The 15,372-nt window shown below is 43.5% G+C and carries 14 protein-coding genes; 12 read left to right on the top strand and 2 right to left on the bottom strand.

The annotated features are described in order from the left end of the window. Positions 1–90 precede the first annotated feature (90 nt). From ruvB to DB729_RS02340, 7 genes are all read left to right on the top strand, one after another. On the top strand, positions 91–1,089 hold the full coding sequence (gene ruvB, locus DB729_RS02370; protein ID WP_109289610.1) for a Holliday junction branch migration DNA helicase RuvB: 999 nt from the start codon (positions 91–93) through the stop codon (positions 1,087–1,089). Next, entirely contained in the window at positions 1,070–1,633 is a 564-nt protein-coding gene (locus DB729_RS02365; protein WP_109289611.1) for a nucleotidyltransferase family protein, read from the top strand. Before ruvB ends, DB729_RS02365 begins: the two co-directional genes overlap by 20 nt. A gap of 227 nt (positions 1,634–1,860) precedes the next feature. Then, positions 1,861–2,619 (top strand): isoprenyl transferase, encoded by a 759-nt coding sequence (locus DB729_RS02360; RefSeq protein WP_000466705.1) that lies wholly within the window; start codon positions 1,861–1,863, stop codon positions 2,617–2,619. 8 nt (positions 2,620–2,627) lie between these two features. Continuing rightward, entirely contained in the window at positions 2,628–3,431 is an 804-nt protein-coding gene (locus tag DB729_RS02355; protein ID WP_000159119.1) for a phosphatidate cytidylyltransferase, read from the top strand. Positions 3,432–3,446: 15 nt separating this feature from the next. Continuing rightward, complete coding sequence (gene rseP, locus DB729_RS02350) at positions 3,447–4,703, top strand: RIP metalloprotease RseP (protein WP_109289612.1); 1,257 nt, start codon at positions 3,447–3,449, stop codon at positions 4,701–4,703. Between the two features lie 16 nt (positions 4,704–4,719). Continuing rightward, on the top strand, positions 4,720–6,573 hold the full coding sequence (locus DB729_RS02345; RefSeq protein ID WP_109289613.1) for a proline--tRNA ligase: 1,854 nt from the start codon (positions 4,720–4,722) through the stop codon (positions 6,571–6,573). A 97-nt stretch (positions 6,574–6,670) separates the two neighbouring features. Continuing rightward, positions 6,671–8,050 carry a glycoside hydrolase family 1 protein gene (locus tag DB729_RS02340; protein ID WP_000911360.1) on the top strand — a complete coding sequence of 460 codons (1,380 nt, stop codon included), beginning with the start codon at positions 6,671–6,673 and terminating at the stop codon, positions 8,048–8,050. A gap of 38 nt (positions 8,051–8,088) precedes the next feature. Here DB729_RS02340 and DB729_RS02335 read toward each other — a convergent pair whose 3' ends face one another. Then, the gene (locus DB729_RS02335; RefSeq protein ID WP_000264209.1) at positions 8,089–8,502 is read right to left on the bottom strand and encodes an EamA family transporter; all 414 of its coding nucleotides are present in this window, start codon (positions 8,500–8,502) and stop codon (positions 8,089–8,091) included. A gap of 215 nt (positions 8,503–8,717) precedes the next feature. Between DB729_RS02335 and glmS the strand changes: the two genes are divergently transcribed. Both glmS and DB729_RS02325 read left to right on the top strand, forming a co-directional pair. Then, a complete protein-coding gene (glmS, locus tag DB729_RS02330) occupies positions 8,718–10,526 on the top strand; it encodes a glutamine--fructose-6-phosphate transaminase (isomerizing) (protein WP_109289614.1) in 1,809 nt (602 codons plus the stop codon). Positions 10,527–10,636: 110 nt separating this feature from the next. Beyond that, positions 10,637–11,689 carry an LLM class flavin-dependent oxidoreductase gene (locus DB729_RS02325; protein ID WP_084937548.1) on the top strand — a complete coding sequence of 351 codons (1,053 nt, stop codon included), beginning with the start codon at positions 10,637–10,639 and terminating at the stop codon, positions 11,687–11,689. A 227-nt stretch (positions 11,690–11,916) separates the two neighbouring features. Here the strand turns inward: DB729_RS02325 and DB729_RS02320 are convergent, their stop codons facing one another. Then, a complete protein-coding gene (locus tag DB729_RS02320; protein ID WP_109289615.1) occupies positions 11,917–12,774 on the bottom strand; it encodes a 5'-nucleotidase, lipoprotein e(P4) family in 858 nt (285 codons plus the stop codon). Between the two features lie 367 nt (positions 12,775–13,141). Here DB729_RS02320 and DB729_RS02315 point away from each other — a divergent pair, with 367 nt between their 5' ends. Genes DB729_RS02315 through DB729_RS02305 form a run of 3 tightly spaced genes read left to right on the top strand, consistent with a single transcriptional unit; the run spans position 13,142 to position 15,362 of the window. After that, positions 13,142–14,146, top strand: a complete 1,005-nt coding sequence (locus DB729_RS02315; RefSeq protein WP_109289616.1) for a uroporphyrinogen decarboxylase family protein — start codon at positions 13,142–13,144, stop codon at positions 14,144–14,146. Between the two features lie 11 nt (positions 14,147–14,157). Continuing rightward, positions 14,158–14,361, top strand: coding sequence for a hypothetical protein (locus DB729_RS02310; protein WP_109289617.1), 204 nt, complete (start codon positions 14,158–14,160; stop codon positions 14,359–14,361). A 2-nt stretch (positions 14,362–14,363) separates the two neighbouring features. Then, on the top strand, positions 14,364–15,362 hold the full coding sequence (locus DB729_RS02305; protein ID WP_109289618.1) for a uroporphyrinogen decarboxylase family protein: 999 nt from the start codon (positions 14,364–14,366) through the stop codon (positions 15,360–15,362). The last annotated feature ends 10 nt before the right edge of the window (positions 15,363–15,372 follow it).

Genomic DNA, 15,372 nt, shown 5'->3' with positions numbered 1-15,372 from the left:
ACTTTTCTTTTTCATAATAATCTCCCTAAAGAGGCCACCCAATCAGGTGGCTTTTTTGTTTGTGGCTTGGATTTTTGATATAATAGAGCCATGAGTAGAATTTTAGATAATGAAATCATGGGGGATGAGGAGTTGGTAGAACGTACGCTCCGTCCTCAGTATTTACGTGAATATATTGGGCAGGATAAGGTCAAGGACCAGCTGCAAATCTTTATCGAGGCTGCCAAAATGCGTGATGAGGCGCTGGACCATGTTCTTTTATTTGGTCCTCCAGGTCTCGGGAAAACAACCATGGCCTTTGTTATTGCCAATGAACTGGGAGTCAATCTCAAGCAAACGTCAGGTCCTGTCATTGAAAAAGCGGGTGACCTAGTAGCGATTTTGAATGATTTGGAGCCTGGAGACGTTCTCTTTATTGACGAGATTCATCGCTTGCCCATGTCGGTGGAAGAGGTGCTTTATAGTGCCATGGAAGACTTCTACATTGATATCATGATTGGTGCTGGTGAAGGCAGTCGCAGTGTTCATTTGGACTTGCCACCATTCACCTTGATTGGTGCAACGACACGGGCAGGAATGCTCTCAAATCCGCTACGGGCACGTTTTGGGATTACAGGTCATATGGAATACTATGCTCACGCTGACTTGACAGAGATTGTTGAGCGGACAGCAGATATTTTTGAGATGGAAATCACTCATGAGGCAGCTACTGAGCTGGCCTTACGTAGTCGTGGAACTCCTCGTATTGCCAATCGTCTCCTCAAGCGCGTGCGCGACTTTGCCCAGATTATGGGGAATGGGGTTATCGATGATGTCATTACCGATAAGGCTTTGACCATGCTGGATGTTGACCATGAAGGCTTAGACTATGTGGACCAAAAAATCCTTCGCACCATGATTGAGATGTACGGTGGTGGTCCTGTCGGTTTAGGAACTCTTTCTGTTAATATTGCCGAGGAGCGTGAGACAGTCGAAGATATGTACGAACCTTACCTGATTCAGAAAGGTTTCATCATGCGAACTCGTTCTGGACGGGTGGCAACTGCTAAGGCATATGAGCATTTAGGTTATGAATACAGTGAAAAATGAACAAGATATTCTAGAGGTTTTTAGAGAAAATCCAGATATGATGACCATTCTGACCATCATTCGTGACCTTGGTCTGAAAGACTCGTGGTTGGCGGCAGGTTCTGTCAGGAATTTCATCTGGAATCTCTTGTCTGATAAATCGCCTTTTGACCGTGAGACGGATGTTGATGTGATTTTCTTTGATCCAGATGTTTCTTATGAGGAAACAGTATCCATAGAGAAAAAACTGAGAGAAGATTTCCCTCAGTATCAGTGGGAGTTAAAAAATCAGGTCTATATGCATCTGCACAGTCCCCACACTGTGCCTTACACGAGTTCTCGTGATGCTATGAGTAAGTATCCAGAACGTTGTACGGCTATAGGACTCCGCTTGCATGCCGACGCAACTTTAGAGCTCTTTGCGCCTTATGGTATAGAGGATATTTTGAACTTTCAGGTTTCCCCAACTCCTCATTTTTTAGAGAATGAGGACCGAATGAAGCTCTATCAAGAACGCTTATCTAAGAAAAATTGGCAAGAAAAATGGAAAAATCTCACTTTCTAAAAAAACTTAAGAAAAATTTAAGTTAGGGACGGTATACTAGGTTCATAAGTTAAGAGGAACTTAACTTAAACTCCTAAAACTTTTTCATAATAATCTCCCTATAAAATTAAGTCGCCCAATCAGGCGGCTTATTTTTTGTCTTTACGGAGAGCTAATAACTTAGCAATAGAAGAAAATAGGGAAATATGGTATAATGAAACGATAGATTTTTGAATAGGAATAAGAACATGTTTGGATTTTTTAAGAAAGATAAAGCTGTAGAAGTTGAGGTTCCAACACAGGTTCCTGCTCATATTGGCATCATCATGGATGGGAATGGTCGTTGGGCTAAAAAACGGATGCAACCACGGGTTTTTGGTCATAAGGCGGGGATGGAAGCCCTCCAAAAGGTGACCAAGGCAGCTAATAAGATGGGAGTCAAGGTCATCACGGTTTATGCCTTTTCAACGGAAAATTGGACACGCCCAGATCAAGAAGTCAAGTTTATCATGAACTTGCCAGTCGAATTTTATGATAACTACGTCCCTGAATTGCACGCAAATAACGTTAAGATTCAGATGATTGGGGAGACAGATCGTTTGCCTAAGCCGACTTTTGAAGCTTTGAAAAAAGCAGAGGAGTTGACTAAGAACAATACGGGCTTGATTCTCAATTTTGCGCTCAACTATGGTGGTCGTGCTGAAATTACGCAGGCTCTTAAGGGCTTGGCTCAAGATGTTCTAGATGCTAAAATAAACCCTGGTGACATCACAGAAGATATGATTGGGGACTATCTTTTTACGCAACACCTGCCAAAGGATTTGCGGGATCCTGATTTGATTATCCGTACGAGTGGTGAGTTGCGTTTAAGTAATTTCTTGCCATGGCAAGCAGCCTATAGTGAGCTTTACTTTACGGATACCTTGTGGCCTGATTTTGATGAAGCCGCCTTGCAGGAAGCTATTGCTGCTTTTAACCATCGCAATCGCCGTTTTGGAGGAGTTTAGGAGAAGATATGACCAAGGATTTACAAAAGAGAACATTGTTTGCGGTATTGGCCCTGGCGATTTTCCTTCCAGTCTTGTTTGCAGGAGGGCTCTTGTTGCAGATAGGGATTGGCTTGTTAGCGATGCTAGGCGTCCATGAACTCTTGCACATGAAGGGACTAAAGACTATGACCATTGAGGGTGCTTTGACTCTCTTTGCGACCTTCGCTCTCACAGTTCCTTTAGAAAATTACCTAACTTTTTTGCCTGTTGATGGGAATGTGGTTGCCTACAGTGTTTTGATTACCATAATGCTAGGGACGACCGTTTTCAGTAAGAACTATACGATTGAAGATGCCGCTTTCCCAATTGCTGTGAGCTTTTATGTTGGTTTTGGCTTCAATGCCTTACTAGATGCTCGGGTGGCAGGTTTTGACAAGGTACTTTTGGCCCTTTTTATCGTCTGGGCGACAGATAGCGCAGCCTACCTGACAGGGATGAATTTTGGTAAACATAAGTTGGCTCCGAGAGTTTCTCCTAATAAGAGTATTGAGGGATTTGTCGGGGGTATTCTAGGTGCGGTACTGATAACGGTAATCTTCATGCTAGTGGACAGTACAGTTGCTCTTCCTTATGGGATTTATAGAATGAGTCTCTTTGCTGCCTTCTTCAGTGTGGCAGGTCAGTTTGGTGACTTGATTGAGAGTGCCATGAAACGCCATTTCGGTGTCAAGGATTCTGGAAAATTTATCCCTGGACATGGTGGTGTATTGGATCGCTTTGACAGCATGCTGATTGTGTTTCCAATGATGCACTTATTTGGCCTGTTTTAAAGAAAGGAATATTGAATGATTGGATTGCTAACCTTTATCCTCGTTTTTGGGATTATTGTGGTGGTGCATGAGTTTGGACATTTTTATTTTGCCAAGAAATCAGGCATTCTAGTTCGTGAATTTGCTATTGGTATGGGGCCCAAGATTTTTTCCCATATCGGTAAGGATGGCACTGCTTATACCATTCGAATCCTTCCTCTAGGAGGCTATGTTCGTATGGCAGGCTGGGGTGATGATGCGACAGAGATCAAGACAGGAACTCCAGTCAGTTTAACACTTGCTGATGATGGTAAGGTCAAACGGATCAACCTCTCAGGGAAGAAACTGGATCAAACAGCTCTTCCTATGCAGGTAACCCAGTTTGACTTTGAAGACAAGCTCTTTATCAAGGGTTTGGTCCTGGAAGAAGAAAAGACTTTTACAGTGGATCATGATGCAACGGTTGTTGAAGAAGACGGAACCGAAGTGCGCATCGCTCCTTTGGATGTACAGTATCAAAATGCTTCTATCTGGGGCAAGCTCATCACCAACTTTGCAGGTCCCATGAATAACTTTATCTTAGGAGTTGTTGTTTTTTGGATCTTGATCTTTTTGCAAGGCGGTGTTAGAGATACTCAGACCAATCTCTTTCATGTCATGCCAGAGGGAGCTTTGGCTAAGGTAGGTTTAGCTGAGACCGCTCAAATTACCAAGGTCGGCTCGCATGAGGTTAAGAATTGGCAAGACTTGACCCAGGCTGTGGAAGCAGATACCAAGGACAAGACAGCCCCGACCTTGGATGTGACCATTTCTGAAAATGGTAGCGAAAAACAAGTCACGGTAACGCCAGAAGAAAATCAAGGACGTTATATTTTAGGTGTTCAACCGGGGATCAAGTCAGACTTTCTATCCATGTTTGTTGGTGGATTTACGACTGCTGCTGACTCGGGGCTCCGTATCCTTTCGGCTCTGAAAAACTTGATTTTCCATCCAGATTTGAACAAACTCGGTGGTCCCGTTGCCATTTTTAAGGCAAGTAGCGATGCTGCTAAAAATGGTCTTGAGAATGTCCTCTACTTCCTAGCCATGATTTCCATCAATATTGGAATTTTTAACTTGATTCCGATCCCGACTTTGGATGGTGGAAAGATTGTGCTCAATATCCTAGAGGCTATCCGCCGGAAACCCCTTAAACAAGAAATTGAAACCTATGTCACCATGGCTGGTGTAGTTATCATGGTTGTCTTGATGCTAGCTGTGACCTGGAATGACATTATGCGACTCTTCTTTTAGATAATCGAGGAATATTATGAAACAAAGTAAAATGCTAATCCCAACGCTTCGCGAAATGCCAAGCGATGCTCAAGTTATCAGCCACGCCCTTATGTTGCGTGCTGGTTATGTTCGTCAAGTTTCTGCCGGTGTTTATTCTTACCTACCACTCGCTAACCGTGTGATTGAAAAGGCTAAGAATATCATGCGCCAAGAGTTTGATAAGATTGGTGCGGTGGAGATGTTGGCTCCTGCCCTTCTCAGTGCCGATCTTTGGCGTGAATCAGGTCGTTATGAAACCTATGGTGAAGACCTTTATAAACTGAAAAACCGTGAAAAGTCAGACTTTATCCTAGGTCCGACACACGAAGAAACTTTTACAGCTATTGTTCGTGACTCTGTCAAGTCTTACAAGCAATTGCCACTCAACCTTTATCAAATCCAACCGAAGTACCGTGATGAAAAACGTCCACGTAACGGACTTCTCCGTACGCGTGAATTTATCATGAAAGACGGCTATAGTTTCCATGCTAATTACGATAGTTTGGATGCGACTTATGATGAGTACAAGGCAGCCTATGAACGTATCTTCACTCGTAGTGGTTTGGACTTCAAGGCCATCATCGGTGATGGTGGCGCCATGGGTGGTAAGGATAGCCAAGAATTTATGGCCATCACACCAGCCCGTACAGACCTTGACCGCTGGGTTGTCTTGGACAAGTCAGTTGCCTCATTTGATGAAATTCCTGCAGAAGTGCAAGAAGAAATCAAGACAGAATTGCTCAAATGGATGGTTTCTGGTGAAGACACCATTGCCTACTCAAGTGAGTCTAGCTATGCAGCTAACTTAGAAATGGCAACAAACGAGTACAAACCAAGCAACCGTGTCGTTGCGGAAGAAGAAGTAACTCGCGTGGAAACACCAGGTGTTAAATCTATTGACGAAGTCGCAGCCTTCCTAAATGTCCCAGAAGAACAAACAATCAAAACCCTCTTCTACATGGCAGATGGTGAGCTTGTTGCAGCCCTTCTAGTTGGAAATGACCAACTCAATGAAGTCAAGTTGAAGAACCACTTGGGTGCAGATTTCTTTGATGTTGCGAGCGAGGAAGAAGTAGCAAATGTTATCTCAGCTGGCTTTGGTTCGCTTGGCCCAGTTGGTTTGCCAGAAAATGTGAAAATCATTGCAGACCGTAAGGTGCAAGATGTTCGCAATGCTGTTGTGGGGGCTAACGAAGATGGCTACCACTTGACGGGTGTGAATCCAGGTCGTGACTTTACTGCAGAATATGTAGATATCCGCGAAGTTCGTGAGGGTGAAATTTCCCCAGACGGACAAGGTGTCTTAAACTTCGCCCGTGGTATTGAGATCGGTCATATTTTCAAACTCGGAACTCGCTACTCAGCAAGTATGGGCGCAGATGTTTTGGACGAAAATGGCCGTGCTGTGCCAATCATCATGGGATGTTACGGTATCGGTGTTAGCCGTCTTCTTTCAGCAGTTATGGAACAACACGCTCGCCTCTTTGTCAATAAAACGCCTAAAGGTGAATTCCGTTACGCTTGGGGAGTTAACTTCCCTAAAGAATTGGCACCATTTGATGTGCATTTGATTACTGTCAATGTTAAAGATGAAGAAGCGCAAGCCTTGACAGAAAAATTGGAAGCCAACTTGATAGACGCTGGTTACGAAGTCTTGACAGATGACCGTAACGAACGTGTCGGAGTGAAGTTTAGCGATAGCGACTTGATTGGTCTGCCAATCCGTATCACTGTTGGGAAGAAAGCAGCCGATGGCATCGTAGAAGTCAAGATCAAGGCGACTGGTGACACAATTGAAGTTCACGCAGATAACTTGCTCGAAACCCTTGAAATCCTAAGCAAGAAATAAAACTATAATCAGAAGAAAAACAAGGCAAAAATGTAACTAGTTTTTACCTTGTTTTTTCTGTATAATGGGAAAAATGAGTAAATGAAGAGGTAAAGCTATGCTAAAATTTCCAAAGGATTTTGTCTGGGGTTCCTCCACTTCTGGACCACAGACAGAAGGACGAGTGCCAGGTGATGGTAAAGGAGATAATCTCTGGGATTATTGGTATCAAGTAGAGCCAAACCGCTACTACAATGGGATTGGATCTGATAAAACATCGACCTTCTATGAAAACTGGGAAAAGGATATTGAGCTTTTGGTAGAGACTGGGCATACAGCCTTTCGTACTTCTATCCAGTGGTCTCGTATTTTCCCGCAAGGTCGTGGAAAAGTCAATCCTCAAGGTGTGGCTTTCTACCGTCAGGTATTTGAAGCGATTAAGGCCAAGGGCATTCGTCTCTTAGTCAATCTCTATCACTTTGACCTGCCTTTTGCCCTGCAGGAAGATGGGGATGGTTGGGAAAACAAGGCAACCATTAAGGCTTACGAAGACTATGCTCGTTTTTGTTTTGAGACTTACGGTGACTTGGTGGACCAATGGATTACCTTTAACGAGCCCATCGTCCCTGTGGAGTTTGGCTATTTTTATGATGCTCACTATCCTCACAAGGTGGATGCCAAAGCGGCGGTTAAGGTTGCTTATCATACGCAACTGGCTAGTAGTCTTGCGGTTAAGGCTTGTCATGAGATTTTGCCTGATTCTAAGATTGGGATTGTCCTCAACTTGACACCAGCCTACCCACGTAGTCAGCATACCGCAGATGTCAAGGCTGCGCGCATTGCGGATCTCTTCCAAGCCCAATCTTTCCTAGACCCGTCTGTCTTGGGAGCTTATCCAGAAGAATTAGTAGAAATCTTGTCTGAGCATGATTTGCTGCCAGAGTACACTGTTGAAGAGTTAGAACTCATTCGGGAGCATACAGTGGACTTTCTTGGAGTCAATTACTACCAACCTTTGCGCGTTATGGCGCCACGTTTTGCCAAGCATCCAGACAGTCCACTCTTGCCAGAACATTTCTATGAGCCTTATATCATGCCGGGCCGTAAAATCAATCCTCATCGCGGTTGGGAAATCTATGAGCAGGGGATTTATGATATCGCTCAAAATATCAAGGAAAATTATGGCAATATTGAGTGGATGTTGACAGAGAATGGCATGGGTGTTGAAGGTGAAGATAAATTCCGTGTGAATGGCATGATTCAGGATGACTATCGTATCGACTTTGTCAAAGGACATCTGCGTGAACTTCACCGTGCCATTGAAGACGGAGCCAATTGTAAGGGTTACTTAATCTGGACCTTTATCGACTGCTGGTCATGGCTCAACAGCTATAAAAATCGCTATGGTCTGGTTGAGCTTGACTTGGAAACACAGGAACGTCGCCTGAAGAAATCAGGCCACTGGTTCAAAGAACTCAGCGACCATAATGGATTTTAAGAATAAAAAGAGTGAGATGGCGTTCATCTCACTTTTTATTACAATATCATCACCAAGGTCCCGATCGTAATCAGGATACAGCCAATAATTGTTTTAAACGTCAGGATATCTTGTAGGAAGAAAAAGGCTAGAACGAGGGTAAGGACGAGACTGAATTTATCGACAGCAGATACCTCAGTTGCACTGCCCATCTGCAAGGCCTTGTAGTAGCAGAGCCAAGAGGCGCCAGTGGCCAAACCAGATAAGATGAGAAAGAGCCAACTTTTTCTACTGATATTGACAATTTCGGTCTGACTATTGGTCAAGAAAACCATGGCCCAGGCCATAAGAATGACGACGACCGTACGAATAGCGGTTGCTAGATTGGATGGAACTCCCTCAATTCCAATCTTAGCTAAAATTGACGTTAAGGCTGCAAAGATAGCTGATAAAAGTGCGAAGAAAAACCACATGGCAAATACCTCCTCTTTTTATTATAAGTAATTGATGCTGACTTGTCAGGTATCAAGTGAAATCTTGATAAAACACCAGATAGAAAAACTATACCAATTTTTATCCTTGACAAGTGAGAAAAACAAGTATATACTGTTTTTGCTGATTCCGTAAAGTGAGAATTAGACTATACCAATTTAAGGAGAAAGCACAGCTGGTCTGTGTCGTATATACTATGTGTGGAATTGTTGGTGTTGTTGGAAACACAAATGCAACTGATATTTTGATTCAAGGGCTTGAAAAGCTCGAATACCGTGGCTATGATTCTGCGGGGATTTTTGTCCTAGGTGGTGCTGAAAATCACCTGGTTAAGGCTGTCGGTCGTATCGCAGAATTGTCTGCTAAGACGGCTGGTGTTGAGGGAACAACAGGTATCGGACATACGCGTTGGGCGACTCACGGGAAACCAACGGAAGACAATGCTCACCCACACCGCTCTGAGACTGGACGTTTTGTCTTGGTCCACAATGGGGTCATTGAAAACTACCTTGAAATCAAGGAAGAATACCTTGCAGGTCACCACTTCAAGGGACAAACAGATACAGAAATCGCTGTTCACTTGATTGGGAAATTTGCAGAAGAAGATGGCTTGTCAGTTCTTGAAGCCTTCAAAAAAGCCCTTCACATCATCCGTGGGTCTTATGCCTTTGCCTTGATTGATTCACAAGATCCTGATGTCATCTATGTCGCTAAGAACAAATCACCACTCTTGATTGGTCTTGGGGAAGGTTATAACATGGTCTGCTCAGATGCTATGGCTATGATTCGTGAGACCAACCAATACATGGAAATTCATGACCAAGAGTTGGTAATCGTCAAGGCTGATAGCGTCGAAGTTCAAGACTATGATGGTAACAGTCGTGAGCGTGCTAGCTATACTGCTGAGCTCGACTTGTCAGATATCGGTAAGGGGACTTACCCTTACTACATGCTCAAGGAAATTGATGAGCAACCAACGGTTATGCGTAAACTCATCCAAGCCTACACAGATGAGGCAGGTCAAGTTATCGTAGATCCAGCTATCATCAAGGCTGTTCAAGATGCAGACCGCATCTACATCCTTGCAGCTGGAACATCTTACCACGCAGGATTTGCTTCTAAGAAGATGCTGGAAGAATTGACGGATACACCAGTTGAACTTGGAATCTCATCTGAGTGGGGCTACGGTATGCCACTTCTCAGCAAGAAACCACTCTTTATCTTTATCAGCCAGTCTGGTGAAACAGCTGACAGTCGTCAGGTTTTGGTTAAGGCCAATGAAATGGGAATCCCAAGCTTGACAGTGACAAACGTTCCAGGCTCAACTCTTTCACGTGAAGCCAACCATACCATGCTCCTTCATGCAGGTCCTGAAATTGCCGTAGCATCAACCAAGGCTTATACTGCGCAAATCGCAGCTCTTGCCTTCCTAGCAAAAGCAGTCGGAGAAGCAAACGGTAATGCCAAAGCTCAAGCCTTTGACTTGGTTCATGAGTTGTCAATCGTAGCTCAGTCTATCGAATCAACTCTTTCTGAGAAAGAAACCATTGATGCAAAGGTTCGTGACCTTCTCGAAACAACTCGCAACGCCTTTTACATCGGACGTGGTCAAGACTACTATGTAGCCATGGAAGCCAGTCTTAAGCTAAAAGAGATTTCTTACATCCAGTGTGAAGGTTTTGCGGCAGGGGAACTCAAGCATGGAACCATTGCCTTGATTGAAGAAGGAACGCCTGTCTTGGCCCTCTTATCAGATCCAGTCCTTGCCAACCATACTCGTGGAAATATCCAAGAGGTCGCAGCCCGTGGTGCCAAGGTTCTCACTATTGCAGAAGAGAATGTTGCTAAAGAGACAGACGATATCGTCCTTACGACCGTCCACCCTTACCTCTCACCAATCTCAATGGTCGTACCAACGCAATTGGTCGCTTATTTTGCAACACTCCACCGTGGCCTTGATGTGGACAAACCACGTAACCTTGCTAAGTCAGTAACAGTAGAATAAACCAAGAAAGTCTAGTTGATCTAGGCTTTTTCTAATGAGCAAATTTATTGAAAATAAAACTAATTAGTGATAAAATACCCTAAAACTAAAAGAGATAGCGAGGAAACAGGATGGTAGAATTAGGAATTTCAACATTTGGTGAAACAACAGCTCTAGAAGCGACTGGACAGATTTACAGTCATGATGAACGTATTCGTCAGTTGGTGGCAGAGATAGAGCTTGCTGATAAGGTTGGTTTGGATGTGTACGGGATTGGGGAGCATCATCGGGAGGACTTTGCGGTATCGGCGCCAGAGATTGTTCTTGCAGCTGGGGCAGTCAATACCAAGAAGATTCGTTTGACTAGTGCGGTCAGCATTCTCTCGAGTATGGATCCGATTCGCTTGTTCCAACAATATGCTACCATCGATGCCTTGTCAAATGGACGTGCAGAGATCATGGCTGGGCGTGGTTCATTCACCGAGTCCTTCCCACTGTTTGGCTATGACTTGAAAGACTACGAAGCCCTTTTTGATGAGAAATTAGACTTGCTCCAGTTAGTCAATGAAAAGACCAAGATAGACTGGCAAGGTCAATTGACCCAAAGCATTGCTGGAAAAGAAGTCTATCCCCGTCCAGTTCAGGACAAATTGCCATTGTGGGTGGCGACAGGTGGTCATGTCGAATCAACAGTGAAGATTGCTCAGGCGGGGTTTCCGATTGTCTATGCCATTATCGGTGGCAATCCGTGTTATTTTAAAAAGTTGATTCAAGCTTATCGTGAGATTGGTAGGGAAGCCGGTTATGCGGATAAAGACCTGAAAGTGGGCGCTCATTCTTGGGGGTGGATTGCGGAAGATGGCGAGCAGGCGGTGAAAGATTATTTCCATCCGACCAAGCAAGTGGTGGATGCGATTTCCAAGGACCGTCCACACTGGCAGGAGTTGACCTATGAGCAATATTTGGAGCAAGTTGGGCCAAATGGAGCCATGTTTGTAGGAAATCCAGATCAGGTAGCAGAAAAATTGATTCGCATGATTGAGGATTTAGACTTGGACCGTTTCATGCTCCATCTACCGCTTGGTTCTATGCCACATGATCAAGTTTTGAGAGCTATTGAACTCTTCAGCACACAAGTGGCGCCGAAAATACGTGCTTACTTTGCTATGAAAGAGGAGTTATAAAAAAATTTCAGTTGAGTCGATTGGTGAGGAACACCCATGGATTCAGCAACAGGTGGAAGTGGTACAAGCGATAGAGCATACTATCTAGTGGAATATATACTAGTTTATACCAAGTACAAGATAAAATAGTAAAAAAGACGATTTCCGCTTGGAAGTCGTCTTTTTTCGCTATTCTCGCAAATACGATATCTTGTAGTTGGTATAAACTGGTAGATAGCTCTCTTATTTTATTTATCAAAACCTTGTAAGTTTTTTTGGCGCTCTTCAGTTTGACCCTTGGCATCCAATTTATTACCATTGTAGACAGTGCTTTCCCATGATCCGTACATTGGGTTAGGGAAAATGATGAATTTCTCACCAAACTCTTTTTGTAATTCCTCTAATTTTTGGTCGCGCTCAGTTTCAGAGGTCTTTGAAAACTCTGCAAAGTCCACAAGATTATCTCCTAGTAGCATGACTAAGTTGGTTTTTTCTTGGACTGCTTGTCTACGACCTTCTTTAGATTTGACGCCTTTTTCTAAGAACATGAGATGATCGCGGCTTTGTACAGGAATTCCTTCGTTTTCTAGGTTTTTGATCGTATCATCTACCTGATCTATCGTACGGTCAGATACATAGTAAATTTGGACACCGTTTTGGTCTGCAAATTGGAGAAAGTCTTTAGCACCTGGTACAGCCTTGGCTGCGGCTTTTTTTACCCAGACATCCCAGTTTTCTGGAGTAAATGCTGTTCCATCTTTGACATTTTGCGCTTGATAAGGGCTATTGTCTAATACGGTTTCGTCTAAGTCCAAAACGATAGAGTAGGGTTTATCTGTCTGTGTTTTTAGTAGTTCTTTCAAACGATCAGTAGCGACATTGTAACCTTGTAGATAGAGTGCCTTGGTCTCAGCTGCTTTTTGATACCAAAGAGTTGACATAGTGTTCTCTCTTGAACGCAACTGATCATAGGTCATTGTAACCTGATTATCAGATGTACTACTTTGTGTTGTCTGTGAATTTGCCGAATTTGTGCCACAGCCAGTCAGTAAAATGACGGAAGCAAGTGTAGAAGTAATTGTAATAGTAACTTTGGATATTTTCATAATCCCATCCTCCTAATAATAGTCTATTAATATTGTAGCGCTTTCATGGGATTTGTGCAAGGAAATATCGGGAGAAAATAAATTTTTCAGTAGTAATTTGGTATTAGGATAAAATTATGTACTTAATTTTGGAATGAAGATGGATATAAAAAAATCCAATCGGCTTGATAGAAAATCTATATCAGCTTCTTTTTGAAAAATAGATGAAAATAAAGTGAATCTTTGAAAGGCTAGTAACATCAAGCTTTTCAGGGATTTTTTTCTTTATAGATATAAAAATTTCTAATCGAGTTGATAGTCAATATATATTGGGAAAAGGGGAAAAGGAGTGGTAAGATGGTTTCAATCCAAATGGAAGGAGAAAGGTATGGCAAGTAAAAGAGATTTAGTCTTTAGAGCGATTCGAGGCGATGAAGTGGAAAGAGTTCCTGTGGGATTTTGGTTTCATTTTGTAACACTCGAAGAAAAGGGGCAGGGATTAAATAATTCACGTATCTTTCAAAAGAGTGTTGATGGGCATCGCAGCTATGTGGAAAGGATTCGTCCTGATTTTGTCAAAATTATGAGCGACGGTTTTTTCCTTTATCCAAGTAATGTCTATAGTCCTAAGATTGCAGGCATTCAGGAGCTGACTTCTATCGAGTCGATTGGTGAGGAACACCCATGGATTCAGCAACAGGTGGAAGTGGTACAAGCGATTCGAGAGACCTTTACCGAAGAGATTGCTTCTTTCTACAATATCTTTTCCCCTATCTCCCACCTCAAGCGCTGGTTCCGTACAGAAACTTCACGAGGAGATAGGGAAGTGGCTGATCTATTGCTTGAAAATCCTGAGCAATTTAGAGCGATTCTAGATGTGATTGCAGGAGATATTGCTATCCTAACTCAGAAAATCATCCAGCAAGGCGGTGTTGACGGGATTTACCTCAGCACCCAGGAAATTCAAGATGAACGCATCACACCAGCACTCTACCAAACCTATATCGAACCGAGCAATATAGCGATTTTGGAGGCTGCCAATCAGATTGGTGGGACCAATATCCTCCATATCTGTGGTTTTGAAGGTGCGAGCAATGATGTGACGATATTTAAGGACTATCCAGCTCAAGTGGTCAACTGGGCGACCCACCATGAGGATGTTAGTTTGACACAGGGTCAGGAGTTGTTTCCAGGCAAGGCCGTTTTAGGTGGATTTGAAAATGACAAGAAAAGCTTGCTTTATCAAGGGTCCAAGGCGGAATTGCAAGATGAAACGAGACGGTTGCTGGCTGAAGCGGGTAGTAAAGGTGTTCTTCTGGGAGCTGACTGTACTGTTCCAGATGACTTTGACTTAGAGAGGTTGGACTGGATTCGGCAGGCAGCTGTTCTCTAAAAGGAGGAGCTATGAAAAGTAAAAGATGGGTTAGCTTCATTGCAGTTGTCGGTTTGCTGGCCTTGGTCGCCATAAGCGTCGTAAAAAATGGGCACTGCAAAAATGGAGAGAGATGTCGTGGAGTTCAGGATTTTTCCAAGTCCAGTCTCCCCTTTCTGCGCTCGAATGATATTGCAAGCAGTTTATTAGTTGAAAAAGTAAGAAATGGAGAATAAGAATGTCAGAAAAAAAAGAATGGGTTTTAAAAGCATTTAAAGGTGAGAAGGTTGATCGTGTGCCAGTTGGTTTTTGGCACCATTTCACATCCGAAGACGAATGGCTAGACGGTTTCTCAAATCCAGCCATTATCGAGAAGAATATCGAGGGGCATAAGCGCTTTATCCGAGAAGTTCAGCCAGACTTTATCAAACTCATGAGTGATGGCTACTTTGCTTATCCAAATCCAGCGATTGCCAAAGGAAAATCACTTCAAGAATTGGCGAGCATTCAACCACTCGGACCAGATCACGCTTGGATAAAAGAGCAGGTGGCCTTGGTTAAGAAAATCAAGCAAGAGTCCACAGAAGATATCGTTGCGATTTACAATATTTTTGCTCCTGTGACCTATCTCAAGTGGCTACTAGGGGAAGTGTCTGGCGGAGATGACCTTATTGCAGATTTTTTGGTGGAAGATCCTGAAGATCTGAAAAAGGTGTTGGATGTGATTGCAGAAGATATTGCTAGTCTCAGCCGAGCTGTCATCAAAGAGGCTGGTGCTGACGGAATCTACCTCAGCGTGCAAAGTATCCAAGATCAACGAGTGTCGGCAGCAGATTATCAAGCCGTCATTGCACCTAGCGAGATAACGGTTCTGGAAGCGGCTAGTGCTGTTGGTGGTGTTACTGTTCTTCATATCTGTGGCTACGAGGGAGCGCGAAATGATATTCATCTTTTTGCAGACTATCCAGCCCAAGTCTTTAACTGGGCTGTAGGACCAGAAGGAATCACTCTCAAGGAAGGTCGTGAGATTTTCAAGGGACGTACGGTTCTTGGAGGATTCGAAAATGGTAAGACAGGCTTGCTGTATACTGGTAGCAAGGACGCCATTCAGGCTGAGGCAAAGAAACTAGTTGCAGAAGCTGGGGAACAGGGTTTGGTAATTGGGGCAGATTGTACCATTCCAAGTGATATTGCAGTTGAACGTATCCAGTGGGTGAGAGAAGCGCTTGAAAACTAAAGGAGAAAAA

The organism is Streptococcus halitosis (assembly GCF_003143695.2).
In the GTDB taxonomy this organism is placed as follows: Bacteria; Bacillota; Bacilli; order Lactobacillales; family Streptococcaceae; genus Streptococcus; species Streptococcus halitosis.
Note: the sequence above shows the minus strand (reverse complement) of the source record. Positions and strands in the feature narration are given on the sequence as shown.

Bases quoted from the DNA above. Each gene is read 5' to 3' on its own strand.
- ruvB (WP_109289610.1), top strand. From the start codon at position 91: ATGAGTAGAATTTTAGATAATGAAATCATGGGGGATGAGGAGTTGGTA.
- DB729_RS02365 (WP_109289611.1), top strand. From the start codon at position 1,070: ATGAATACAGTGAAAAATGAACAAGATATTCTAGAGGTTTTTAGAGAA.
- DB729_RS02360 (WP_000466705.1), top strand. From the start codon at position 1,861: ATGTTTGGATTTTTTAAGAAAGATAAAGCTGTAGAAGTTGAGGTTCCA.
- DB729_RS02355 (WP_000159119.1), top strand. From the start codon at position 2,628: ATGACCAAGGATTTACAAAAGAGAACATTGTTTGCGGTATTGGCCCTG.
- rseP (WP_109289612.1), top strand. From the start codon at position 3,447: ATGATTGGATTGCTAACCTTTATCCTCGTTTTTGGGATTATTGTGGTG.
- DB729_RS02345 (WP_109289613.1), top strand. From the start codon at position 4,720: ATGAAACAAAGTAAAATGCTAATCCCAACGCTTCGCGAAATGCCAAGC.
- DB729_RS02340 (WP_000911360.1), top strand. From the start codon at position 6,671: ATGCTAAAATTTCCAAAGGATTTTGTCTGGGGTTCCTCCACTTCTGGA.
- DB729_RS02335 (WP_000264209.1), bottom strand. From the start codon at position 8,502: ATGTGGTTTTTCTTCGCACTTTTATCAGCTATCTTTGCAGCCTTAACG.
- glmS (WP_109289614.1), top strand. From the start codon at position 8,718: ATGTGTGGAATTGTTGGTGTTGTTGGAAACACAAATGCAACTGATATT.
- DB729_RS02325 (WP_084937548.1), top strand. From the start codon at position 10,637: ATGGTAGAATTAGGAATTTCAACATTTGGTGAAACAACAGCTCTAGAA.
- DB729_RS02320 (WP_109289615.1), bottom strand. From the start codon at position 12,774: ATGAAAATATCCAAAGTTACTATTACAATTACTTCTACACTTGCTTCC.
- DB729_RS02315 (WP_109289616.1), top strand. From the start codon at position 13,142: ATGGCAAGTAAAAGAGATTTAGTCTTTAGAGCGATTCGAGGCGATGAA.
- DB729_RS02310 (WP_109289617.1), top strand. From the start codon at position 14,158: ATGAAAAGTAAAAGATGGGTTAGCTTCATTGCAGTTGTCGGTTTGCTG.
- DB729_RS02305 (WP_109289618.1), top strand. From the start codon at position 14,364: ATGTCAGAAAAAAAAGAATGGGTTTTAAAAGCATTTAAAGGTGAGAAG.